Source organism: Buchnera aphidicola (Meitanaphis flavogallis), from assembly GCA_039830035.1.
GTDB lineage: Bacteria > Pseudomonadota > Gammaproteobacteria > Enterobacterales > Enterobacteriaceae > Buchnera_B > Buchnera_B aphidicola_AZ.
This window is the reverse complement of sequence record CP140038.1, coordinates 549,041-572,087: the sequence shown is the minus strand read 5'-3', so window position 1 is coordinate 572,087 and position 23,047 is coordinate 549,041. Positions and strand designations below refer to the sequence as shown.

General features: G+C 24.3%; 20 protein-coding genes and 2 tRNA genes. 12 read left to right on the top strand and 10 right to left on the bottom strand.

Annotation, left to right across the window (positions count from 1 at the left end; translation table 11 throughout):
- The first annotated feature begins 2 nt into the window (after positions 1 to 2).
- Together rplI and dut are read left to right on the top strand one after the other, a co-directional pair.
- Complete coding sequence (rplI, locus tag U0T59_02590) at positions 3 to 464, top strand: 50S ribosomal protein L9 (protein ID XBC43295.1); 462 nt, start codon at positions 3 to 5, stop codon at positions 462 to 464.
- A gap of 344 nt (positions 465 to 808) precedes the next feature.
- Positions 809 to 1,273, top strand: coding sequence for a dUTP diphosphatase (dut, locus tag U0T59_02585; GenBank protein ID XBC43593.1), 465 nt, complete (start codon positions 809 to 811; stop codon positions 1,271 to 1,273).
- A 63-nt stretch (positions 1,274 to 1,336) separates the two neighbouring features.
- On the opposite strand, the gene pyrE is transcribed toward dut, so the two are convergent.
- Together pyrE and U0T59_02575 are read right to left on the bottom strand one after the other, a co-directional pair.
- On the bottom strand, positions 1,337 to 1,978 hold the full coding sequence (pyrE, locus tag U0T59_02580; protein ID XBC43294.1) for an orotate phosphoribosyltransferase: 642 nt from the start codon (positions 1,976 to 1,978) through the stop codon (positions 1,337 to 1,339).
- A 47-nt stretch (positions 1,979 to 2,025) separates the two neighbouring features.
- A tRNA-Ile gene (locus tag U0T59_02575) sits at positions 2,026 to 2,098 on the bottom strand.
- A gap of 185 nt (positions 2,099 to 2,283) precedes the next feature.
- Between U0T59_02575 and U0T59_02570 the strand changes: the two genes are divergently transcribed.
- Both U0T59_02570 and sbcB read left to right on the top strand, forming a co-directional pair.
- Positions 2,284 to 2,356: transfer RNA gene (locus U0T59_02570), tRNA-Asn, on the top strand.
- Positions 2,357 to 2,510: 154 nt separating this feature from the next.
- A complete protein-coding gene (gene sbcB, locus U0T59_02565) occupies positions 2,511 to 3,944 on the top strand; it encodes an exodeoxyribonuclease I (protein XBC43293.1) in 1,434 nt (477 codons plus the stop codon).
- 39 nt (positions 3,945 to 3,983) lie between these two features.
- On the opposite strand, the gene murI is transcribed toward sbcB, so the two are convergent.
- The 3 genes from murI to mutY all read right to left on the bottom strand — a co-directional run bounded on the left by murI (position 3,984) and on the right by mutY (position 6,212).
- Positions 3,984 to 4,766: a glutamate racemase gene (gene murI, locus U0T59_02560; GenBank protein XBC43292.1), complete on the bottom strand. Its 783-nt coding sequence runs from the start codon at positions 4,764 to 4,766 to the stop codon at positions 3,984 to 3,986.
- Between the two features lie 115 nt (positions 4,767 to 4,881).
- On the bottom strand, positions 4,882 to 5,136 hold the full coding sequence (locus U0T59_02555) for an oxidative damage protection protein (protein XBC43291.1): 255 nt from the start codon (positions 5,134 to 5,136) through the stop codon (positions 4,882 to 4,884).
- Between the two features lie 20 nt (positions 5,137 to 5,156).
- Positions 5,157 to 6,212 carry an A/G-specific adenine glycosylase gene (gene mutY / locus U0T59_02550; GenBank protein XBC43592.1) on the bottom strand — a complete coding sequence of 352 codons (1,056 nt, stop codon included), beginning with the start codon at positions 6,210 to 6,212 and terminating at the stop codon, positions 5,157 to 5,159.
- A gap of 154 nt (positions 6,213 to 6,366) precedes the next feature.
- On the opposite strand from mutY, the gene trmB reads away from it, so the two are divergent.
- Positions 6,367 to 7,083 carry a tRNA (guanosine(46)-N7)-methyltransferase TrmB gene (gene trmB, locus U0T59_02545; GenBank protein ID XBC43290.1) on the top strand — a complete coding sequence of 239 codons (717 nt, stop codon included), beginning with the start codon at positions 6,367 to 6,369 and terminating at the stop codon, positions 7,081 to 7,083.
- Between the two features lie 431 nt (positions 7,084 to 7,514).
- Here trmB and U0T59_02540 read toward each other — a convergent pair whose 3' ends face one another.
- Positions 7,515 to 8,183 (bottom strand): YggS family pyridoxal phosphate-dependent enzyme, encoded by a 669-nt coding sequence (locus U0T59_02540; protein XBC43289.1) that lies wholly within the window; start codon positions 8,181 to 8,183, stop codon positions 7,515 to 7,517.
- Positions 8,184 to 8,481: 298 nt separating this feature from the next.
- Here U0T59_02540 and leuB point away from each other — a divergent pair, with 298 nt between their 5' ends.
- The 4 genes from leuB (at position 8,482) to leuA (ending at position 13,618) form a co-directional block, all read left to right on the top strand.
- On the top strand, positions 8,482 to 9,582 hold the full coding sequence (leuB, locus tag U0T59_02535; GenBank protein ID XBC43288.1) for a 3-isopropylmalate dehydrogenase: 1,101 nt from the start codon (positions 8,482 to 8,484) through the stop codon (positions 9,580 to 9,582).
- Positions 9,579 to 10,976, top strand: coding sequence for a 3-isopropylmalate dehydratase large subunit (gene leuC, locus U0T59_02530; GenBank protein ID XBC43287.1), 1,398 nt, complete (start codon positions 9,579 to 9,581; stop codon positions 10,974 to 10,976). The genes leuB and leuC overlap by 4 nt, the downstream gene beginning before the upstream one ends.
- 39 nt (positions 10,977 to 11,015) lie before the next feature.
- A complete protein-coding gene (leuD, locus tag U0T59_02525; GenBank protein XBC43286.1) occupies positions 11,016 to 11,624 on the top strand; it encodes a 3-isopropylmalate dehydratase small subunit in 609 nt (202 codons plus the stop codon).
- 440 nt (positions 11,625 to 12,064) lie between these two features.
- Positions 12,065 to 13,618, top strand: coding sequence for a 2-isopropylmalate synthase (leuA, locus tag U0T59_02520; protein ID XBC43285.1), 1,554 nt, complete (start codon positions 12,065 to 12,067; stop codon positions 13,616 to 13,618).
- A 137-nt stretch (positions 13,619 to 13,755) separates the two neighbouring features.
- On the opposite strand, the gene ruvX is transcribed toward leuA, so the two are convergent.
- The 3 genes from ruvX to dnaB all read right to left on the bottom strand — a co-directional run bounded on the left by ruvX (position 13,756) and on the right by dnaB (position 17,378).
- Complete coding sequence (gene ruvX / locus U0T59_02515; protein ID XBC43284.1) at positions 13,756 to 14,187, bottom strand: Holliday junction resolvase RuvX; 432 nt, start codon at positions 14,185 to 14,187, stop codon at positions 13,756 to 13,758.
- Positions 14,188 to 14,791: 604 nt separating this feature from the next.
- Positions 14,792 to 15,763 (bottom strand): glutathione synthase, encoded by a 972-nt coding sequence (gshB, locus tag U0T59_02510; GenBank protein ID XBC43591.1) that lies wholly within the window; start codon positions 15,761 to 15,763, stop codon positions 14,792 to 14,794.
- 229 nt (positions 15,764 to 15,992) lie between these two features.
- Positions 15,993 to 17,378, bottom strand: a complete 1,386-nt coding sequence (gene dnaB, locus U0T59_02505; GenBank protein ID XBC43283.1) for a replicative DNA helicase — start codon at positions 17,376 to 17,378, stop codon at positions 15,993 to 15,995.
- 940 nt (positions 17,379 to 18,318) lie between these two features.
- On the opposite strand from dnaB, the gene ssb reads away from it, so the two are divergent.
- The gene (gene ssb / locus U0T59_02500; GenBank protein ID XBC43282.1) at positions 18,319 to 18,828 is read left to right on the top strand and encodes a single-stranded DNA-binding protein; all 510 of its coding nucleotides are present in this window, start codon (positions 18,319 to 18,321) and stop codon (positions 18,826 to 18,828) included.
- A gap of 117 nt (positions 18,829 to 18,945) precedes the next feature.
- Here the strand turns inward: ssb and bioH are convergent, their stop codons facing one another.
- The gene (gene bioH, locus U0T59_02495) at positions 18,946 to 19,728 is read right to left on the bottom strand and encodes a pimeloyl-ACP methyl ester esterase BioH (GenBank protein ID XBC43281.1); all 783 of its coding nucleotides are present in this window, start codon (positions 19,726 to 19,728) and stop codon (positions 18,946 to 18,948) included.
- A gap of 265 nt (positions 19,729 to 19,993) precedes the next feature.
- Between bioH and U0T59_02490 the strand changes: the two genes are divergently transcribed.
- A complete protein-coding gene (locus U0T59_02490) occupies positions 19,994 to 20,569 on the top strand; it encodes an NfuA family Fe-S biogenesis protein (GenBank protein XBC43280.1) in 576 nt (191 codons plus the stop codon).
- Between the two features lie 1,201 nt (positions 20,570 to 21,770).
- A complete protein-coding gene (locus U0T59_02485; protein ID XBC43279.1) occupies positions 21,771 to 23,000 on the top strand; it encodes a phosphopentomutase in 1,230 nt (409 codons plus the stop codon).
- Positions 23,001 to 23,047: the final 47 nt, after the last annotated feature.

Here is a 23,047-nt window from a genome sequence, read left to right as displayed (position 1 = left end):
TCATGCAAATTGTTCTCCTTACTAAAGTAAAAAATTTAGGTAATTTAGGTGATGTAATACATGTTAAAGCAGGTTATGCGCGTAACTTTTTAGTACCTCGTGGAAAAGCAATACCAGCTACTCAACAAAATATTGCATTGGCTTTGAGAAAAAAAGATGAAATAAAACAAAAATTATTAGACAAATTATCTTTAGCTCAAATTCGTGCTAAAAAAGTTCAGTTAGTTGCACAACCAATTATTATGTATTCAAAATCCAGAAAAGAAGGCAAGTTGTTCGGTTCTATAGGATCTCGTGATATTTCTGAATTATTATCTAAGTTAAGTGGAATAGAAGTAAAAAAACGAGAAATTTATCTTTCAAATGGGGCTTTTCGAAAAGTAGGGCAGTATGATGTTTTTTTTAAACCTCATTATGATATTTCGATAACGATTGCGATTAATATTGTATCTAAAGAAGAATAATTTTTTACATAAATACAGCTAATTTTATATTATAATTGGTGGTATTTTAATTATTTAAAATTATGAATTCAATATGTGATATTGACATAGATTTATTTTATTTTTCTAAGTATTTTATTAAAGTAAAGATAGCATATAGTATTTGTTAATTTACAGAATAAATAACATTTTTAGTTATAGTTTTAAAGATAGTTATTTTGTTCGTTGAAACTATATAAATTTGTAGAAATAATAATAACGAAAACGGTATAAAAGTTTGTTTTTTTAATGCTTATTTAAATGTAAAATTATATGTATTTTATATACATATGTTGATTAAAAAATTCATAAAAACAAGTGACAGCATTAAAATGAAAATTAATATTAAAATTTTAGATCCTCGTATAAACAATGAATTTTCTGTTCCGCATTATGCTACTACAGGATCGTCAGGTTTAGATTTAAGGGCTTGTATTACATGTAACAAAGATGTATTACCAAATGCTACCGTTTTATTACCTACTGGTATTGCTATACACATAGATAATTCGCATGTTTCTGCTTTAATTTTACCTAGATCTGGATTAGGGCATAAAAATGGAATTGTTTTAGGAAATTTGACAGGATTGATAGATTCTGATTATCAAGGTCAAATCATGGTATCAGTTTGGAACAGAAGTACTCAACGATTTACGATAACTGCTGGCATGAGGATAGCACAAATAGTTTTTATTCCTATTGTTAAGCCTATTTTTAATTTTGTAAAAGATTTTAGTATGAGTTGTAGTGATAGAAAAGAACAAGGGTTTGGTCATTCAGGATTAGATTAATGCAATTTATAAAAAATGCGTTTAAAAATAGAAAGTTTTTAATAATTTTTTTTTGATTATATTTTAATCATTTTTTGTACAAGATGTTTGTTCTATGTATTCTAAGTAGTGGTATAAATGTCTATTATTTTTTATATAATTAATAATATCTTTTATGTTAATTATAGAAGTTATTTTAAAATTATATTTATGTTCTATTTTGGTTAAATCTATATTTTTATGCATTCGTCTATCTAAGGCAACTACAATATTTGATATAAGATTTTTGCCATTATCATATGATTCGATTATTTTTATTGTATTTTGTATAGATGATCCAGATGTAATTACATCATCTAATATAAGGATATTTTTAGTCAGATAATTTCCAACAAACATTCCTTTTTCTCCATGATTTTTAATTTCTTTTCTATTAAAACAATATTTGACATTGATATTAAAATATTTTTTTAATGCTATAGTAGTTGATATAGCAATAGGTATTCCTTTATATGCAATGCCAAATAATAGATTGTAATTAATATTATTTTGTACTATAGTTTTAGCATAAAAAAATCCAAGTTTTTCAAGATCAAAACCTGTATTAAATAAACTAAAATTAAAAAAAAATGAACTTTCTTTTCCTGATTTTAATTTAAATTTACCAAATTGTAATATTTTTTTTTCAAAGCAAAATTGAATAAATTTCTGATTCCAATTATTCATTGTATATTTCCGAAATTTAAAAATTCTCTTTAATAGGATTTATTTTTTGGCCCCTGCTGGATTTGAACCAGCGACCAAGCGATTATGAGTCGCTTGCTCTTACCGCTGAGCTAAGGGGCCTATATATTTTATAATGTAACGTTTTTTATGGAATATGTAAAACTTTATTTATGGTATATTGTAAACAAATTTTTAAATAAAATATATAATAATTGTAATTATACATGTGTTTTATTTAAAAATATATATTTTTTTAAATTTTAACTTATTGACAATATGAAATTTTTTTGATAAGATTTTATCTTTCCTCTGTAGTTCAGTTGGTAGAACGGCGGACTGTTAATCCGTATGTCACTGGTTCGAATCCAGTCAGGGGAGAAAATATTTCACTTATTCAAATTTTTATTATTAATGATGTAATAGTATTTAGTAAAATATATGAATATCTAAGAAGTATAAAATTAATAATTTATTTTCTTTATATAAATTTTAAATGTTTGAAATAGATTTAAATCCAGTTAATATATAATTTATGAATACTGTTTTAAATTTAAATAGTTTAAATTTTTTATTTTATGATTATGAAACTTTTGGCATTCATCCAGCTTTAGACAAACCTGCGCAATTTGCATGTATTCGTACTGATATTAATTTTAACATCATTGATACTCCTAATGAGTTTTTTTGTTATCCTCCTATTGATTATTTTCCTGATCCTAATTCTGTTCTAATTACTGGTATTTCTCCTTTTTATACACGTAAATGTGGATTGAACGAATTTGAGTTTGCAAGTAAAGTTTGTAATCAATTTATGCAACCAAATACTTGTATTATTGGATATAATAATATACATTTTGATGATGAAATTACTAGGAATATTTTTTATCGTAATTTCATTGATCCTTATGAATGGAGTTGGAAGAATGGAAATTCTAGATGGGACATTTTAGATGTATTGCGTGCGTGTTATGCATTGCGTCCTAAAGGAATCAATTGGCCTAGTGGTGTACATAATTTTTATCCTAGTTTCAAGTTATCAGATATATCAAAGTCTAATGGAATTGTTCATGATAAGGCACATAGTGCTGTTAGTGATGTTTTTGCTACTCTCCAAATTACGAAATTGTTAAAAAGAATACAACCAAAATTATTCGATTATTTTTTTAAATATCGTAGAAAAAAAGAATTGTTGAAGATAATTGATGTGTATAATATTAAACCTATGATATATGTATCTCGATTTTTTGGATCGTCTCGGAATAATATTAGTTACATCGCTCCAATTTTGTGGGATCCTAATAATTCAAATGTATTAATTAGTATTGATTTAGCCAAAGATGTTGAGGGTCTTCTTATATATCTTTCAGATGTTACTATTAAAGCTATAAATTACAATTATATTTTTCAGAAAGGAATTGTGTTAATACATGTCAATCGTTGTCCAATACTAGCTCCTATTAATGTTATGGGTATTGAAGATAGATTACGTTTAAACATAAATTATGAAGTATGCAAAAAAAACTTATTTTTAATACGTAGCAGTGTTTTTTTAAAAAATAGGTTAAAAATTATTAATAATAAAGTTCCAAAATTACATCTGGAAAACGTTGATTTACAAATGTATAATGCATTTTTTGGGAATTTAGAAAAAAAGTTAATAAAAATTATACACAAATTGCTTATACAACGTTCTTTAAATAGGACATTGCCTATTTTAAGTAATAGAATTAGACTATTATTATTGCGTTGTATAGCTCGTAATTATCCTTATATTTTAAATGTTAGAGAAAAGTTGTTGTGGAAAAAACATTGTAACGTAGTTGTAAATTCTAAAAGTATATGTACATATGTTAAAAAAATTTTGAATTTATTAGAATTAAATAAAAATGATTCTAAAAAAGTGTCTTTATTAAAAGATTTATTGAAATATGTATATATCATTAAAAGAGATATCAGAAATATCTAGTGTAATAAGTGTTTTCATGTCATATGAAAATTTTTATATTTAAACGCGTAGTTTTTTAAATGTTGCGAAATTATATTTATTAAATAATTGTAATAAATGTATATCATTTTTAATATTTTTTGAAAAAAAAGCAATATTTTTATTTGTGATCATGCTATTTTTTAAAATTTTGTAGAGTTTTGGTGGTATTACAATATTAGAATCAATTACTTTAACATTTTTGAAAAATAAACTTTTAATTTCATTTTTTAAAAAATGAAAATGTGTGCATCCTAGTATGATTGTGTCTGGAATTTGTGGTGTAATTAACCATGGTTGTAGTATATTTTTTATGTTTTTTATTTCTAAAAAATTATATTTTAATTTTTTTTCTGCCATTACTACTAATTCTTTGTTGTATAGTGTTTTTATAGTAATACTAGGATAGTATGATAAAATTTTGTTTTGAATATTACAATGACGAATAGTAGTTTTAGTTGCTAATAATCCAATAATTTTATTTTTTGTTACTTTAACAGATTTTTCTATGTTTGGAATAATTCCAATGATAGGAAAATGAAAATTATTTTTTAATGTTAATAAACTAGTAATACTAGCTGTGTTGCATGCAAGTATCACGGCAGTAATATCTATGTTTTTGGATATAATATTGATTATTTTAGAACATCGTTTTATGATGAATAGTTCTTTTTTTTCTCCATATGGAAATGCATTATTGTCGCATGCATAAATATAATTTACATTTGGGAAGCAGTTTTTTATTTTTTGGTATATAGATAATCCACCTAGACCGGAATCAAATATTAAAACGTTACATTTCATACTTTTCAAAGTTTACTTTTTTTTTTGGTCCATGATTCTATTATAATGTTTTGAATAATTTTTTTAAATTATTTATTAATTATAAAAATTTTTATATGTTTTATTTGTGATTTTTTTATTTTTTATTACATATTTTGGTATTATTAAAAAGAAAATCAATCATACTATGTTCTAAAATTTTGCGATGTTTTTTGTTGATCATGCTTAATTTTTTTTCATTAATTATTTTCGTTTGTTCAGATGTCCATTTTTTCCATGCTATTTTTGATATTTGTTCATAAATTTTTTTTCCAAGTTCACCTGGATATGGCTGAGTATCTAAACCAACATCAAATTTTTTTAAAAAGTGACAAAAGATGTTTCTATTCATTTTAATTAAATTCCTCAAAATTAAGTATGAAAACATGAAAAAATTTTTTTAAATAGTTTTGTTATTGGTGATGGTAATCCTATTTTATCTTTTTGACTATACATGTTGAACCAAATTTCGTTTTTATATGGATCAATATAAAATATTTTTTTTATCTGAATTCGTATTGGGACGCAACGTAATTGAAGGTGTGAAAATTTGTGTAAAAAAGATTTAAATATTTCTTGTTGAACAATTCTAATTTTTTTTTCTTTTATCCATATTAAAATTTCTATTTGGTTATAAAATACTGGAAAGCAATATAGTCCTTTCCATATTCCTGTTAATGTATTTTTTTTTAAAAATATGAAATTTTTACATTGAATAATTAAAAAATATATATTTTTTTGGTTGATAATAATTTTTTTTTGTATATATGGATATGTAGACCAGTCATTTTTTATAAATGATATACATGTGTTTTTTAATGGACATATATTACATTTTGGTTGAGATTTTACGCAAATTAAAGCACCTATATCCATTATAGCTTGATTGAATTGTTTTGTATTATGTATTGGTGTTATTGATTCTATTTTGTTCCATAATTTTTTTTCGGTTATTGTTTTTGTTTTTTCTTTTATACTAAAATGTCTTAATAAAACTCTTTTTACATTTCCATCTAGAATACAAGCATGAAAATTAAATCCGAACGATAAAATAGCACCTGCTGTAGTTCTGCCAATTCCTGGAAGTTTAATGATATTGGAGAAGTGATTTGGAAATTTTCCATGATGTTTTTTTTCAATAATTTGCGCTGTATGATGAATGTTATGAGCTCTATTGTAATATCCTAATCCACTCCATATATTAAGTATATTATTAATAGAGGAATTTGCTAACATTCTAACGTTTGGAAAACGTTTAATAAATTTTTTGTAATAAGGAATGACAGTTTTAACTTGTGTTTGTTGCAACATTATTTCTGATATCCAAGTATGATAAGGATTTTCATATTTTTTCCAAGGTAAATTTTTTCGACCATATTGATGATACCAATTAAGTACTAATTGTGAGAATACAACGTATAAGTTCATGAGATGTCTATATAATTTTATATTAAGTTTTTCTTGTTTTTTTTGCATGTTTAATGAACAGCATGAACATAAAATTGAATACTATATGTTATACATGTGAAGTAGTATAGTATACTATTAAAATACATGAAGAAAATTTTTTAACATTATAATCATGCGTAACGTTGTTACATTAAAATATAGTAAAAATGGTGTTTTTTTACGTAAAGTACGTAGTTTTGTATTTAGAAATAGAAAGTTAAGTCGTAATAAACATGATTTTTTTAATAAATTTTGGCCAAAATTTGGAATAAATTTTCAGTTATCTTATATAAATGCAAATAACTTTTTTACTGTAAATAATCCAATAGTATTAGAAATTGGATTTGGAATGGGTTTTTCACTGTGTAGAACTGCATTAAACTGTTCATCTAAAAATTTTTTAGGAGTTGAAGTTTATCCACCTGGTGTTATTTCGTGTTTAAAATATATTCATATGTATAATTTAAAAAATATTAGAATTATTTATTATGACGCGGTAGAAGTATTAAATAGCATGATTTGTGATAAAAGTATATTTAAAGTTCAAATTTTTTTCCCAGATCCGTGGTTAAAAAGACGTCATCGAAAAAGAAGAATATTTACCAGATATTTTGCAGAACTAGTATTGAAAAAATTAGTTCCAAATGGTGGAATATTACATATATCTACTGATTGTCAATCATATGCAGAAGAAATACTATCTATAATTGGTAGTATAGATGAATATATTAATTTATCTAAACATAGTAATTATATTGTTAAGCCTGATTCCCGTCCTGTCACTCACTTTGAAAAAAGAGGGAGAAGCTTGGGTAATACTATATTTGATTTGATGTTTATTGTTCGATAGGTTTAAATTTGTCTTTTAAAAAATGCGTTTTAAATATTAATTATACCATTTCATTCAATGTATTTTTTAATTTTATTTTTTGTAAGTATTTATAGGTATATTATTATATGCGAAAGTACGTTGTTAATGAACATAAATATAAGTATTAAATTAAATACAAATATACATTTATACTTGTATTAAAATAAAAATGTTTTTAAAAAACGATTGTTTTAGAAAAATGTTTAAGATATGCATTATTAAATTTTGTATTTTTATAAATGATTGTTTTCAGAATATTTATTAAAATACATACGAATGTATATGTATATTGAAATTAGAGTTAATATTTTATTGATACTTAGAGTTAATTGTACAACTTTATAATATATTAAAATAATAATTTTATTATGAAATAGTAAAATATGTAATTTTTTAAACAAACTATTTTTTTAATTAAAAATATGTGATCCTATTCTTATTAAAGTACTACCTGAAATTATAGCTGCTTTTATATCGTGGCTTGTTCCTAATGATATAGTATCTGCAGAAGAACATATATCTTGCATTATAGAAAAATATAATTGTACATGTTTGTACGATTTTATTTGATCATCATAATGAAGAAGTTTATTAGGCATGCCCATTATGCCACGTAAATTTAAATTTTTTAATAGTAGAATTTTTTTTATTAGATCTTTAAAATTATTTATATTAATTCTGGATGTAATAAAATTGTTTCTAATGTTTATTTGTATTAAAACATTTAATTTTGGAATAATATTCCAACGATATTCATTTAGTGCTTTAGCTATTTTTTCATTTTTTATAGTATGACACCACGAAAAATTAGTGGATATTGTACGTATTTTGTTAGATTGAATATGTCCTATAAAATGCCAATGAACGTTTTTAAATTCACGAATTTTGGATAAACTTTCTTGCACATAATTTTCTCCAAATTCGTATTGTTTACATTGAACAGCTTCTTTTATTTCTTGAATAGATCTTGATTTACTTACTGCTAGTATTTTTATATTTTTTGGGTTAATACAATATTTATTACTTATAGAAGTAATTTTTTCATGTATATATTTTAAGTTTTTTTTTATTTGTGACATAAATATTATTGCGTTATGAAATTTGTATTAAATATATTATTTTAATAATAGGTAAAAACATTATATATTAATTATTTTATTAAATTTTTTAATAAATATATATATAAAATAATTGTATACAATGATTTATTAACATAAAATTTTTTATATAATACCATCGTTTATTAAAAATTTAAATATATTAAAAATTTTTTGTATCATACGTAGTATTTTTTTTAAATAAATTTTATTTATGCTCTTATTTAGTATTATTTTTTTAATTTTAAAAAATGTTTTTTGTAAGGAAGTGTCACTATATATGAAAAAAAGATATAAAATTGCTATTTTACCTGGTGATGGCATTGGACCTGAAATAATGCGAGAAGGGTATAAAATTTTACGAATACTCAAAAAAAATTTTGACATAAATATTCAAACACATGAATATGATATTGGTGGTATTGCAATAGACAGACACGGTGTTGCACTTCCTAAGAATACATTAAATGGATGCGAAAATTCTGATGCAATTTTGTTTGGTTCTGTTGGTGGTCCGAAATGGAACACTTTGCCACCTAATTTACAACCAGAAAGAGGTGCTTTGTTACCTCTTAGAAAACATTTTAATTTATTTGCAAATTTAAGACCAGCTCAATTATATCCTGGATTAGAAGCAATGTCTCCTCTTCGTTCTGAAATAACTGTAAAAGGATTTAACATTTTATGTGTTCGTGAATTAATAGGAGGTATTTATTTTGGTTATCCAAAAGGTACTAAATATAATAATTTCAAAAAATATTCCTTCGATACTGAAATATATTATCAATTTGAAATTGAAAGAATTGCTCATGTTGCGTTTAAATTAGCTTTAATGAGAAAGTGCCATCTAACTTCTGTTGATAAAGCTAATGTTTTAGAAACTTCTATATTATGGAGAAATACGGTTAATAGTGTATCTTTAGAGTATCCTACAGTAAAATTATCTCATTTGTACGTAGATAATGCTGCTATGCAAATAATTAATAATCCTAATCAATTTGATGTGATTTTATGTTCTAATTTGTTTGGTGATATACTTTCAGACGAATGCGCAATGATTACTGGTTCTATAGGTTTGTTACCCTCTGCTAGTTTAAATGAAAAAAAATTTGGCTTATATGAACCTGCTGGTGGTTCGGCGCCTGATATTCAAGGAAAAAACATAGCTAATCCTATTGCATTAATTCTTTCATTAAGCATGTTAGTTAGATATAGTTTTCAACTAGATTTGATAGCAGACATTATTGACAAAGTAGTGTATGAAGCTTTAAGTTTAGGTTATCGAACAAAAGATATATCGGATGATAATAACAGTTTTACTAGCACTAGTGAAATGGGTGACATTATTTCTCAATTATTATCTCATAGAAGAATACAATGAAAAAAACACTTTATCAAAAGTTATATGATTCGCATATAGTTTGCGAAGAAGAAGGACAATCCCCAATTTTATATATAGATTTGCATTTAATACATGAAGTTACTTCTCCTCAAGCATTTCATGAAATGCGTTTAAAACATAGAGTATTGAGACAACCTAAAAAAACTTTTGCTACTATGGATCATAATGTTCCAACTACTAGTAGAGATATAAATTGTGCTACTGATTTAGCTAGAAAACAAATGAATACATTAATAAGTAATTGTCGTAAGTTTAATGTTAAGTTATTTGGTTTAAATCATGTTAATCAGGGTATTATTCATGTTGTTGGTCCTGAACAAGGTATGACTTTACCTGGTATGACTGTAGTATGTGGTGATTCTCATACGTCTACGCATGGAGCTTTTGGTACATTGTCTTTCGGAATTGGTACATCTGAAGTAGAACATGTTTTTTCTACACAAACGTTAAAACAAAATCGTTATAGAAACATGAATATAGAAATTAATGGTAAAATTAGTAATTTTATAACAGCAAAAGATATTATTTTGTTTGTAATTAAAACACTGGGTGTATCTGGTGGGACTGGATATGTAATAGAGTTTTCTGGTAATTTAATTTCTCATTTAAGTATGGAAAGTAGAATGACTATATGTAACATGGTTATTGAAATGGGTGCAAAATCGGGAATTATTGCTCCAGATCAAATTACTTTTCAATATTTAGAGAAATGTAAATATTCTCCAAAAGGAGAAAATTGGAAAAATGCGTTATTATACTGGAGTTCTTTAAAGTCTGATTTAGGAGTAATATTTGATAAAAAAATAGTGTTAGATATTTCTACTCTTGCTCCGCAAATTACTTGGGGTACAAATCCTAGTCAGGTTGTTGCTATTGATGAAAAAATCCCGGATTTGAATTCATACAGCGATTTTCTTGAAAGAGATAGTGCAGAGAAATCATTAAATTATATGGGATTAGAATCAGGAATGTATTTAACAGATATATCTGTTGATAAGGTTTTTATTGGATCATGCACTAATTCTAGGATAGAAGATTTACGTGATGTAGCTAAAATTATTAAAAATAAACGTGTTTCTGGTTCTGTTCATGCTATTATTGTTCCAGGTTCGGGAATGGTAAAAAGACAAGCAGAACAAGAAGGATTAGATAAAATTTTTATTGCATCGGGATTTGAGTGGCGTTATCCAGGATGTTCGATGTGTTTAGCTATGAATGGAGATTATTTAAATAATAAAGAACGTTGTGCTTCAACAAGTAATAGAAATTTTGAAGGACGTCAAGGAAGAGGTGGAAGAACTCATTTGGTTAGCCCTATGATGGCTGCTGCAGCAGCAATTTTTGGCCGTTTTGTAGATATTAGAAAATTGTAGTGTTAAATTTAAATAAATATTATTTTTTAGGAAGTTAATATGTCTAAATTTGTTTCTCATATTGGAACAGCAGTTCCTTTAGATATGTCTAATGTAGATACTGATGCGATTATTCCAAAACAATTTTTGCAAAAGGTTACTAAGTCAGGTTTTGGTAAGCATTTGTTTAATGATTGGAGATATTTAGATGACGGTAGTTGTACATTGAACAAAAATTTTATTTTAAATAGTCCTCTTTATCATAATTCTACTATATTGTTGTCAAGAGAAAATTTTGGATGTGGTTCATCAAGGGAACATGCTGTTTGGGCTTTGTTAGATTATGGATTTAAAGTAATTTTAGCGTCTAGTTTTGCTGATATTTTTTATAGTAATAGTATTAAGAATGGTTTGTTACCTGTAGTGTTGTCTAAAAAAGTTATAAACGAATTATTTAAAACAATATTAAAAGATCCTAATACGCGTATAGTTATTGATTTGCTGAACAATAAAGTTTTAGTACATGATCAACATTATAACTTTGAAATTGATTCTGTTTATAAATATTGTATATTACACGGATTAGATGACATAGATTTGACTATGAAATGTATTAAAAAAATAGAATGTTATGAACATAATATTCCTAGATTTTTTACATCTTTTTAACGTATTATATTTTTTGAAATACTTTTATATATTAATATTGTATGATTTATTTATACTGATTTTTTATTATTTGCATTTTAAATGTATATCAGATAATTGAATTGTATTAATATTATTTATTATTAATTTTTTGATTGCAGCTAAATTGTTATGTCATTAATGTTGTTAGCGATGGTATTTAGTTTTTTAATAACTAATTTAAACATTGTTGGTTTATAGCACATGTATACTAAAATTTATTCATTAAAACGATTTTTAAAATAATGAAAGTTATTTTAAAAATAGATCTTAATAGTATTTTTTAAAAATTTAATATGAATTATTATATACAATACAAAAATACGAGTGTTTGTAAACAATAAATAATAGTGATATTTGGTATTTTTATAAATCATTAAATGACACATTACATAATGTATTTAATTTTTTTAGGAAAATAAATGACTCAACAATTAATCATCTTTGATACAACGTTACGTGATGGTGAACAGTCTTTGAAATCTAGCTTGAGTGTTAAACAAAAGTTAAAAATAGCTTTTGCTTTAGAAAAATTGGGTGTCGACGTAATGGAAGTAGGATTTCCAGTTTCATCACCTAATGATTTTAAATCTACTTGTATTATATCTAAAAACATTAAAAATTCTAAAATTTGTAGTTTAGCGAGATGTGTTTATAAAGATATAGATGTGGCTGCTGAAGCAATGAAAAGTTCTGATTCATTTCGAATTCATATATTTCTTGGTACATCTAGTTTGCATGTAAAATCTAAATTACGAAAAACATTTGATGAAATTATCAATATGGCAGTATGTTCTATTAAAAGGGCACGTAAATATACAGATGATGTTGAATTTTCTTGCGAAGATGCGACTAGAACTAATTTAGACGATTTATGTCGTATTGTAGAAGTAGCAATTAAGTCTGGTGCTACGACTATTAATATTCCAGATACAGTAGGATACACTATTCCTAGTCAATTTCAGAAAATTATTGCTGCTTTATATTCTAGAGTTCCTAATATTGATACAGTTGTTGTATCTGTTCATTGCCATAATGATTTAGGAATGGCTGTTGCTAATTCAATTTCTGCTATACAAGTAGGAGCTAGACAAATAGAAGGTACAATTAATGGAATAGGAGAGCGTTCTGGAAATGCTGCTTTAGAAGAAGTAATTATGGCTGTTCAAACTAGATCAGATATTTTTTCACTTCGTACTAATATTAAGTGTAATGAAATCTATAATACTAGTAAGATAGTGAGTGAAATATGTAATGTTTCTATTCCTGAAAATAAAGCAATAGTAGGAAGTAATGCTTTTTCGCATTCATCTGGAATTCATCAAGATGGAGTATTAAAAAATAGAAAAAATTATGAAATAATCATTCCAGAAGCTATTGGTTTGAAACCAATCGGATTAAATTTAACTTCTCGATCAGGTCGAGCTGCAGTCAAACATTATATGTATAATATGGGATATAAAGAAAATGATGATTATGATTTAAATGATGTATATGCTTCTTTTTTAGAACTTGCTGATAAAAAAGGACAAGTGTTTGATTATGATTTGGAAATATTAGCTTTTTTTAAGTTGACAGGTAAATCATTTGAATATTTTCAGTTAAAAGATTTTAGCATAAAATTAGGTTTAAATGGAATTTCTGATTTTTCAATTATGTTAATGTGTGGAATAAAAGTTTACACTAAAAGTATAATAACTAAAAATGGGCCAATATATGCAATATGTAAAACATTAAAAGAGATAACTACTTTTAATGTTAAAATAAAAAAGTTGTATTTAGTGGAAAAAAATAGTATTAATAATGCTTTTGGACAAATAAACGTTGAAGTACAATATGGATGCCGTATGTTTTATGGGATAGGTTCATCTATTAATCTTCTTGAATCGTTTATATTAGCTATGATTAGTATATTAAATGATATTTGGCGTGTTAAACAAATCCACATAAAATTCAATAAATCTTTACAGGTTTAATAGTGATATTTGAAAATTATTATCTATGTTATTGAGTATGGATGTAAAAATTGATGTAATTTTTACGTTCATATATACGTTGATAATATTAAAATATTTTTAAATAGTTTATTTTAATATAAATTTTTACATTAATTTTATATGTACAATTTTAGGATGTTTTCATTATTTGATAACCAACTTTCTAAAATAATTGCAGCAGAAGTAGAGTCAATTTTGTCTTGTTTAAAATGTTTGAATCCATTCATTTCAAATAATGTAGTTCTTGCTTCTATGGTTGTTAATCTTTCATCATGTAAGTGGACAGGTATTTTGAAATACGAAAACAATTTTTTTGCAAATTGTTCTGATTTTTTTGTTATGTTTTGTTTTGTTCCATCCATATTTAACGGTAATCCAATAACTATGAGGCATGGTTTCCATTCGCGAAATAATAGATTAAATGTTATTAAATCTATTTTTTTATTTTTTACTTTTATAGAAGGTAAAATTTGTGCGGTTTTTGTTATATTTTGTCCTACTGCTACTCCAATTCTTTTAATTCCGAAATCAAATGCTATAATAATCATTATTGTGTATATCCAAAACCTAGAGTGAATTATAATATCTGTTATTTTGCATTATATTTTAATTGAATGTGCCTGCGAGATAACAAGGGGATATTAAATAAAATTTTAGTTCTTTTAATGTTAGTGGTTAATGTTTATTAACATCGTATTGTCTAATTAATTTTTTATGTGTAATAATTTAATGTTATTAATGTATTTTTAGTACTCATTATGATGAGTGATATGTTTTAAAGTATTTTGAGAGAATATAATAAAATTATGTTTTGATATTATGATAGCCAGAAACGTATTTTTTAAAAAAATATAACATAAAAGTATAGTTTATAGATATCGAATTTCAAGTATTGTAGGCGTATATAAATAGTTAAAATATTTTTTGCAATGATATATTAATTTTAGTTTATTTAAAGTGTTTAAATATGTGGTCAGTTTTTTAATTATAATTTTCGTTGTTATTATGTTTTTATATATGACATATTTTGAGAAATAGACTTTTTGAATTAAGTATAACAATTAAACAATGATTTTTTTATTTTTTAGTTTTTATTATTATATACTTTTTAATACTTTTTTAGAGTAATAGTTTTTGAAAACATTGATAATTTTAAATAGTTTTAGTAATTAAATGTTGTTCTATGAAATTTAGAATGATGTTGCTAATAGATATTTTACATTTAAATTCGATTTCTTGTATGCAAGTTGGACTAGTAACATTAATTTCAGTTAATTTGTTTCCAATAATATCAATTCCTACAAAGTATAATCCTTTGTTTTTTAGAACAGGAGCTATATTATTAGCTATATTCCAATCGCATAAAGTTAGTTTTTGAACTTTTCCTAATCCTCCTGAAGCTAAATTACCTCTATTTTCGTTTATTTTAGGAATTCTAGCTAAACACCATGGAAATGGTTTTCCATTGATAATTAATATTCTTTTATCTCCATATTTTATATCTGGTATATAAATTTGTGATATACATAATTTTTTTCCATAATCAGTCATAGTTTCAATGATAACCATCGTATTAGGGTCATTTTTTTTTATTCTAAAAATAGATAAACCACCCATTCCGTTTAATGGTTTAATTATAATGTCTTTGTGTTTATTTACGAAATTGTAGATTTGAGAAATATTGCTGGTTACTAAAGTATAAGGAATAAATTCAGGAAACCACATGGTAGATAATTTTTCGTTAAAATCTCGTAAACTTCCAGGTTTATTAATTATTAAAACACCATGACTTTCAGCTTGCTCGAGTATATAAGTAACATACATATATTGTTCATCGACAGGAGGGTCTTTCCGCATTAAAATTACATCTAAATCTAATAATGAAATATTTTTCTGTTCTTTAAAAAAAAACCATTTTTTTTTATTGTTTTTAAGCAATAATAATTTCGCTTTCGAAAAAGGTTTGTTATTTTTTAGATATAAATCTAATGTTTCCATGTAATATATTGAATATTTTCTTTTTTGCGCTTCTAATAATATAGAAAAACTAGAATCTTTTTTTATATTAATAGAGAAAATAGGATCCATTATAATTCCTAATTTTATTTTCATGCTTATTTTTATCGTATTTTATGTTGTTTTAAACATTCTAAATAAATTCATTTTACATGTATATGTTTTAAAATCAATCATTTATATGTTAACAAATTTTTTTAAATGAAATATGAGTAAAATAATATTGGATGTTATTGATGATATATATATATTTTTTAATTAATGCGAGAATATCTTAATATTATTTTTTACTAGCATCAAAATTGCGGCTCATGTTTTATAACAAGAAATAAACGTCTTATTCTTCATGATATGTAGATCTAGAATAATTGTCAAATCGTGACCAATGACCGTTAAATGTTAACTTAATTGTTCCTATTGGTCCGTTTCTTTGTTTTCCTATAATTATTTCAGCAATGCCTTTTAAGTCTGTGTTTTTATAATACAGTTCATCTCGATATATAAACATGATTAGATCTGCATCTTGTTCTAAAGATCCAGATTCACGTAAGTCAGAATTAATTGGTCGTTTGTCTCCTCTTTGTTCTAATAATCGGTTTAATTGTGATAATGCTATTATTGGTACTTGTAGTTCTTTTGCTAGTGCTTTTAATGTTCTGGAAACCTCAGCTATTTCTAGTGTTCTGTTTCCTATAAGTGATGGAACTTTAATTAATTGCAAATAATCAACCATAATTAAACTTAATCCGTTGTTTTCTCGATAGATTTGACGTGATCTTGATCGCATTTCAGTAGGAGTAAGAGTTGATGAGTCGTCAATATACATATTTTTTTTCTTTAATAAGATATTTATAGTACTAGAAATTCGAGACCAATCTTCATCATTTAGTTGTCCTGTTCGTATTTTTTCTTGATTGACTCGAGATAAAGAAGATAACATTCTCATCATTATTTGTTCCCCTGACATTTCTAAACTGAAGATTAAAACAGGTTTTTCATAAGTCATTGCGATATTTTCGCAAATGTTCATAGCAAATGTTGTTTTTCCCATTGAAGGACGGGCTGCTATAATAATTAAATTAGATGGTTGTAGTCCTGACGTTTTTTTATTGAGATCTTGATATCCTGTATTAATTCCTGTAATTCCTTGATGCGATGTATTAAATAGTGTTTCTATGCTTTGTAGGGTGGAATCTAATATTTGTTCTATATTTTTGGGTCTAGCATTTTTTTTTAAACGATTTTCTGCAATGTTAAATATTTTTGATTCAGCTATATTTAAAAGTTCTTTGCTGGTTCTTCCTTTTAAGTTATGTCCAATATGAATTATTTTATGTGCAGATTTAATTATTTCACGGATAATAGAATGATCGCGAACTATTTGAGCATACGTTAATATATTAGCAGTGCTAGGAATATTTTTAGATAATTCTGCTAAATAAGAAAATCTTCCTATGTTTTCTAGTTCGCCTTTATTTTCTAAAGATTCTGACAAGGTAATTAAATCAATAGGATATCCGTGATCTAGTAACCATTGCATTTCTCGAAAAATTAATTTATGTGAAGAACTAAAGAAATCATATTCTGTAATTATTTCTATTACGCATTCCCATTTCTGATTATCTAGCATTAATCCTCCTAATATGGATTGCTCAGCTTCTAGAGAATGAGGGAGTGCAATGTGTTTTTTAATTTTATTATGCAATATTTGTTTTTCTGACATTTTTGATATAACACCAAAATTCTAATGTGATGATTTTAAATGGTATCTTTATTGTGAGATAAAATGTTAAATTATGATTATTTTAATTATTATATTAAATATTTTGATATTTAAAAAATTTTTTATGATAATTATAAATTTTAATAGTACAATAAATAAGAATGTATGCGAATGTTTTCGTATGAAACTAAGTAGATTGTGTTTATTGATATTTCTTTTATGGGTGGAGTTTAATGTTTGGGAAGTATGTATTTTAGGTTTCTTGTTTTATATGTTATGTAAATTGTAAAATTTTTTAATCAGAGAAATAAAATAGTGGTCTATATAATGTAAGTTATAGGTTAATTAACATTTTATATCTAATATACGTTTAATATAAAAAATGTATATCTTTTTTTATTGTTTAAATTTATTTAAGAAAATATAATATATTATTTATAGCTTTTTATTATATAAATTTGTTCATGTACATTGAAATAATTAATGTATACATTAATTTTAATATGTATAATAATATGTTTATTAAATTAATTATGCAAAGTTTATAGAAATTTATTAGTATAGTTTAGTATAAACATAATTTCAAATATATAAGTATTTTCTTTTATAACATTATTATTATAAGTATAGATAATTTTATTTTTATAAAAATGTAATGCTTTTCGTACGTATGTTATTTTATTAACATCCATATAGTAAATACACAATAAATACATTATAATTTTTTCGTTTTAATAAGTATATATTAAAAAAGTAATTACTTTATTAAGATAGAATATAAATATTATTGTAAATTAATTGTTTATGTTTTATTTAAAAAATTTTTTTAATTGATGGTATACTTATAATTTATGAGTTTAAAATTAGTTATTTTTAGGTCATTGTTTGTTTGGATGTATAATATTGTACATAAAAAATTTATTAGAGAGAGATAAGTATCATGGCTAGTAGAGGTATAAATAAAGTCATTCTAATTGGATATTTAGGACAGAATCCAGAAGTAAGATATATGCAAAATGGAGGAGCTGTTACTAATGTTACATTAGCTACATCTGAAAATTGGAAGGATAAAAATACTGGAGAAGTAAAAGAAAAAACAGAATGGCATAGAATTGTTTTTTTTAATAAGTTAGCAGAAATTGCAGGAGAATATTTAAAAAAAGGATCTCAAGTATATATTGAAGGATCATTACAAACTAGAAAATGGCAAGATCAAAATGGCATAGATCGTTATATTACAGAAATTATTGTGAGTGTTGGTGGAACTATGCAAATGTTAGGCAGTCGTAACACTGATAATCAATCGTCTTCTTTAGGATTTGCAAAAAATAATACACGTGAATTGGAAAAACAAACATTAGATGATAATAAAAAGAATAATGATTCTAAAAAAATTTTAGATAATGATTCTAGTAGTTTAGATTTTGATGATGAAGATATTCCTTTTTAAATATGCATTTGGTAATTTATGTTTTGACGTTTAATTTTAATTTAAATGGTCTTTATTTTTTAATATTTTATAAAAGTATTTCATAATTAATGATGGGAAGTTGATTGTTTAAAAAAATTATTTTAAAATATGTAAATTCTGAGAGAATTTTAGTATAATAGAACAAAATTCATATTTATTAGAAATAAATGGAGCGTGAGCGCATTGATTCATTATTTTATGTTGACTTTTAGGTAATTGTTGATCTAATATTTCAGCTATTTTTTTTGGAACTAGTGTATCTAAAGATCCGTATATTCTAAGAATAGGAATATTTAATGTAGTCATTTCTTTTCTTAAATCTGATGAATATAATAATTCTAATCCATTTTTTAGTGTTGAAATAGTAGGTTTTGGTTGAGATAATACGAGATTTTTTAATGTATGTATTTCTTGATTAAGACATTTTGAATTAATATTTTGCATTTTAATAAAATTTGAAATTGTTTCTTGATAGTTTTCAGTTAATTGATAATAAAATTTTAATAACTGATATTTAGGTATTCCTGGCCAATTGGGGCGTGTTATAAAACATGGTGAAGAAGTAACGTTAATTAATCCTATAATTTTTTTTGGATAATATAATGCAATTTTGTTAGTAATTAAACCCCCCATTGACCATCCCAATAATATAGAATTATTTGGTATGTATTTTTCTAGTAATTGAACTATATCTTTTAAATTTGTAAATTTTAGATCATAGTTTTTTCCAAATCCTGGTAAGTCTACTAAATGAATTTTAAAATTTTTATGTAATTTAGAGAACAGCATGTTCCAAATTTTGGAATTAAATCCCCATCCGTGTATTAAAACTAAATGTATTTTTCCGGTACCTATTTTGTTCCAATGAAGCTTATGCATAGGTTCAAATATTTCCTACATTCTGTTTTTAACATAAATATATATTATAAGAAATTATAATAATATTACAACTAATGTCATTGGTATTATAAAATATAACTAATTTGAATCGTTATAAACAACATTATTTTTAATTAAATTGTATTTATTATTGAAATATAATTATGCTATATACAAAATTTATGTAATGTTGTATACGTTATCCCGATGTAATCGATCCATTATTGAAAACTATTTTTTTAAATTACATGATTGAGTCCATTTTATGATTAATATTTCTAAATTAGCTCAAGATCACTTTTTAAATCTGCTGTCTAAACAAAAAAATGATACTAATATTAGAGTTTTTGTAAATAATCCTGGAACTCCTATTGCAAAATGTGGAGTATCTTTTTGTTATCTTGAGGATGTTACTAAACAAGATATAAAGTTTAAATATGACCATTTTAAATTATATATTGATAAATTAAGTTTACCTTATTTAAAAGAAGCAGAAATTGATATTACAATAGAAAATTGTAATTCTCAATTAACTTTAATAGCCCCTTATGCTAAAAAATGTCTTTTAAATAAAGACATTGTTTTAAAACATAAAGTAGAATCGTTTTTAAATTTAAAAATTAATCCTCAGTTACTTTCTCATGGAGGAAAAGTAAGTTTAATCAATATTACTCAATCAGGATATGTTACTATTAATTTTTTAGGTGGTTGTAATGGATGTTCTATGGTGCAGTATACTTTAAAAAAGGGAATAGAACGTCAGTTATTAATTGCATTTCCTGAATTAAAAGGAGTTTATGATGCTACTAAACATCATAAAGGTGGACATTCATATTATTGATATGACAGTTTTTTAAGGATTTTTAGTAGTTTTTACAAGTAGATGATTTTATTTTTTTTAATTATTTATATGTTTTTTGTTTTAAAATTATTAACTTTTATTTAGATTTATTGATTTATTGATAGACTTACATTTCTTATAATGTATTTAAGGCAATAGTGATAATTTTCTTTTCTATTTGTTGGAGATATAATTCATTTTTTTAAATAGTTGAGGAGACTGTCAAAAATAGAGTTGTATTAGTTACAACAGTACGTTTTATTATGTATAAAATTGTAATTTATGTAATAAAATTTGAGAATTAATGATAATTTTCCAAATTTTTTAAATTTTAGTATACTAATTATATTTTTAAATATTATTCAAAATTTTAAAACTTTATAGACAGGAAAATAAAAAGGAATAATAAGTCATAAGATTAATTAATAAAAAATAGTATGATTTCAGATATGTGGAAACTTAAATATTTAATTATTTTTAATATATATATTAAATATAAAAAAGATAGTTGTATGATAATTTTCTGCATCAATAATGTTGTTTTTATATCACATAAAATTTTATGCGTTCTATAATTGTTATAACATTATATTAATTATGAAAACATGTTTATGATAGTAAAACTTTAATAGTTATGGTTAATTATATAATTTAGTTTTCTTTAAAAAAGTATAAATGTTTAATTGTATGCGTAATGGTTGTTTTGATAATTTTTATAAGATTACGTTATGTATGGCGGTTTTGTACAATAGATGTTATAAATAAAAATAAATGTGTATTTTTTATAAATAAAATAGCAAGATAATAATCTTGTAGAATATGTATAAATTACTATAATATGGATTATTTTTATGTGTTTTAACATTGATAAACAGTTAAATATAAGAAATGATTTATTTTTTAACGAATAGTATTTTATGTAATCTTAATAATATTGATGTTTCTTAGTTAGGTAGACTTTTAAGGTAAGTGAAAAAAGTAAGTGATTTTAAAACATGTGTTTGTTTGAAAAATTTATATAAATTTCGTTATTTTGTCGATTTTAAACTTACTAGATAGTATTAACTGTATTAAGTGATATTTGCATGTATATACAATGTATGTACGTCAAATGTGATTTTATATATCATATGTTTTTAAAACATTTTATTAGCATATATAAAGTTTTTAAAATTTGAATTAATATTAATTTGGAAATTATATGAAACGCGCATTTATTGTAGTTTTAGATTCTTTTGGGATTGGTTCAACGAGTGATGCGCATAAATTTAATGATGTAGGTGCTAATACATTTGGAAATATAGTAAAATTTTGTTATTTGGGTAAAGCTAATATTGGTAGAGTTGGACCTTTACATATACCTAATTTAATATCTCTTGGATTATTACGCGCTGCTAATAAATCTATAGGAAAAAAATTATTTGGGATAGAAGATAGTAAAATAATTGTAGGAAGTTATGCTTATTCTAGTGAAATTTCATCAGGAAAAGATACATCTTCTGGTCATTGGGAAATAGCTGGAGTACCGGTTTTATATGATTGGGATTGTTTTAGTAATGTGAAAAATAGTTTTCCAAAAAATATATTAGATAAAATTGTTAATACATGTAATTTATCTGGATTTTTGGGTAACTGTCATTCTTCTGGAATTTCTATATTAGATGATTTTGGTGAAAAACATATAAATACTAAAAAACCTATTTTTTACACTTCTGTTGATTCAGTATTTCAAGTTGCTTGTCATGAAACAGCTTTTGGTTTAGATAAATTGTATGAACTCTGTAATGCTATTCGAAAAATATTAGATGAAGCAAAAATAAACGTTGGACGAGTAATTGCTAGGCCATTCATTGGTAATAAAAGTGGCTATTTTCAACGTACAGGAAATCGACGAGATTTTTCAGTTAAACCTCATGATATAACTATTATGCAGAAGTTAATTAATGAAAAGTCTGGAAAAGTAATTTCAATAGGTAAAATTTCAGATATTTATGCAGGAGAAGGAATTACGAAACAAGTACATGCAACAGGTTTGTTAGAGTTATTTGATGCTACTTTATATGAAATAAACAAATCTGACCATAATACTATTGTTTTTGTTAATTTTGTAGATTTTGATTCTTCATGGGGACATAGGCGTGATGTTTCTGGTTACGCTAAAGGATTAGAGTGGTTGGATAGTCGTTTACCTAAATTATTAAGTTTAATAAAAAAGGATGATGTTTTGATTATTACTGCTGATCATGGATGTGATCCTACGTGGATAGGAACTGATCATACAAGAGAAAATGTACCTATATTAATTTATTGGCCAAATATTAAATCAAGATATTTAGGTCATCGCAAAACATTTTCAGATATAGCCCAAACATTAGCAAAATATTTTGATTTATCTCCAATGAAGTTTGGAAGAGAAATGTTTTATAAATGATAATGATTTCTATTGTTTTTTATAATTTTAATTTAAAAAATAGGTAA

Bases quoted from the DNA above. Each gene is read 5' to 3' on its own strand.
- ruvX (XBC43284.1), bottom strand. From the start codon at position 14,187: ATGATTATTATAGCATTTGATTTCGGAATTAAAAGAATTGGAGTAGCA.
- ssb (XBC43282.1), top strand. From the start codon at position 18,319: ATGGCTAGTAGAGGTATAAATAAAGTCATTCTAATTGGATATTTAGGA.
- rplI (XBC43295.1), top strand. From the start codon at position 3: ATGCAAATTGTTCTCCTTACTAAAGTAAAAAATTTAGGTAATTTAGGT.
- pyrE (XBC43294.1), bottom strand. From the start codon at position 1,978: ATGAATAATTGGAATCAGAAATTTATTCAATTTTGCTTTGAAAAAAAA.
- U0T59_02540 (XBC43289.1), bottom strand. From the start codon at position 8,183: ATGTCACAAATAAAAAAAAACTTAAAATATATACATGAAAAAATTACT.
- murI (XBC43292.1), bottom strand. From the start codon at position 4,766: ATGAAATGTAACGTTTTAATATTTGATTCCGGTCTAGGTGGATTATCT.
- leuD (XBC43286.1), top strand. From the start codon at position 11,016: ATGTCTAAATTTGTTTCTCATATTGGAACAGCAGTTCCTTTAGATATG.
- trmB (XBC43290.1), top strand. From the start codon at position 6,367: ATGCGTAACGTTGTTACATTAAAATATAGTAAAAATGGTGTTTTTTTA.
- U0T59_02485 (XBC43279.1), top strand. From the start codon at position 21,771: ATGAAACGCGCATTTATTGTAGTTTTAGATTCTTTTGGGATTGGTTCA.
- bioH (XBC43281.1), bottom strand. From the start codon at position 19,728: ATGCATAAGCTTCATTGGAACAAAATAGGTACCGGAAAAATACATTTA.
- mutY (XBC43592.1), bottom strand. From the start codon at position 6,212: ATGAACTTATACGTTGTATTCTCACAATTAGTACTTAATTGGTATCAT.
- U0T59_02555 (XBC43291.1), bottom strand. From the start codon at position 5,136: ATGAATAGAAACATCTTTTGTCACTTTTTAAAAAAATTTGATGTTGGT.
- U0T59_02490 (XBC43280.1), top strand. From the start codon at position 19,994: ATGATTAATATTTCTAAATTAGCTCAAGATCACTTTTTAAATCTGCTG.
- leuC (XBC43287.1), top strand. From the start codon at position 9,579: ATGAAAAAAACACTTTATCAAAAGTTATATGATTCGCATATAGTTTGC.
- sbcB (XBC43293.1), top strand. From the start codon at position 2,511: ATGAATACTGTTTTAAATTTAAATAGTTTAAATTTTTTATTTTATGAT.
- dnaB (XBC43283.1), bottom strand. From the start codon at position 17,378: ATGTCAGAAAAACAAATATTGCATAATAAAATTAAAAAACACATTGCA.
- leuA (XBC43285.1), top strand. From the start codon at position 12,065: ATGACTCAACAATTAATCATCTTTGATACAACGTTACGTGATGGTGAA.
- leuB (XBC43288.1), top strand. From the start codon at position 8,482: ATGAAAAAAAGATATAAAATTGCTATTTTACCTGGTGATGGCATTGGA.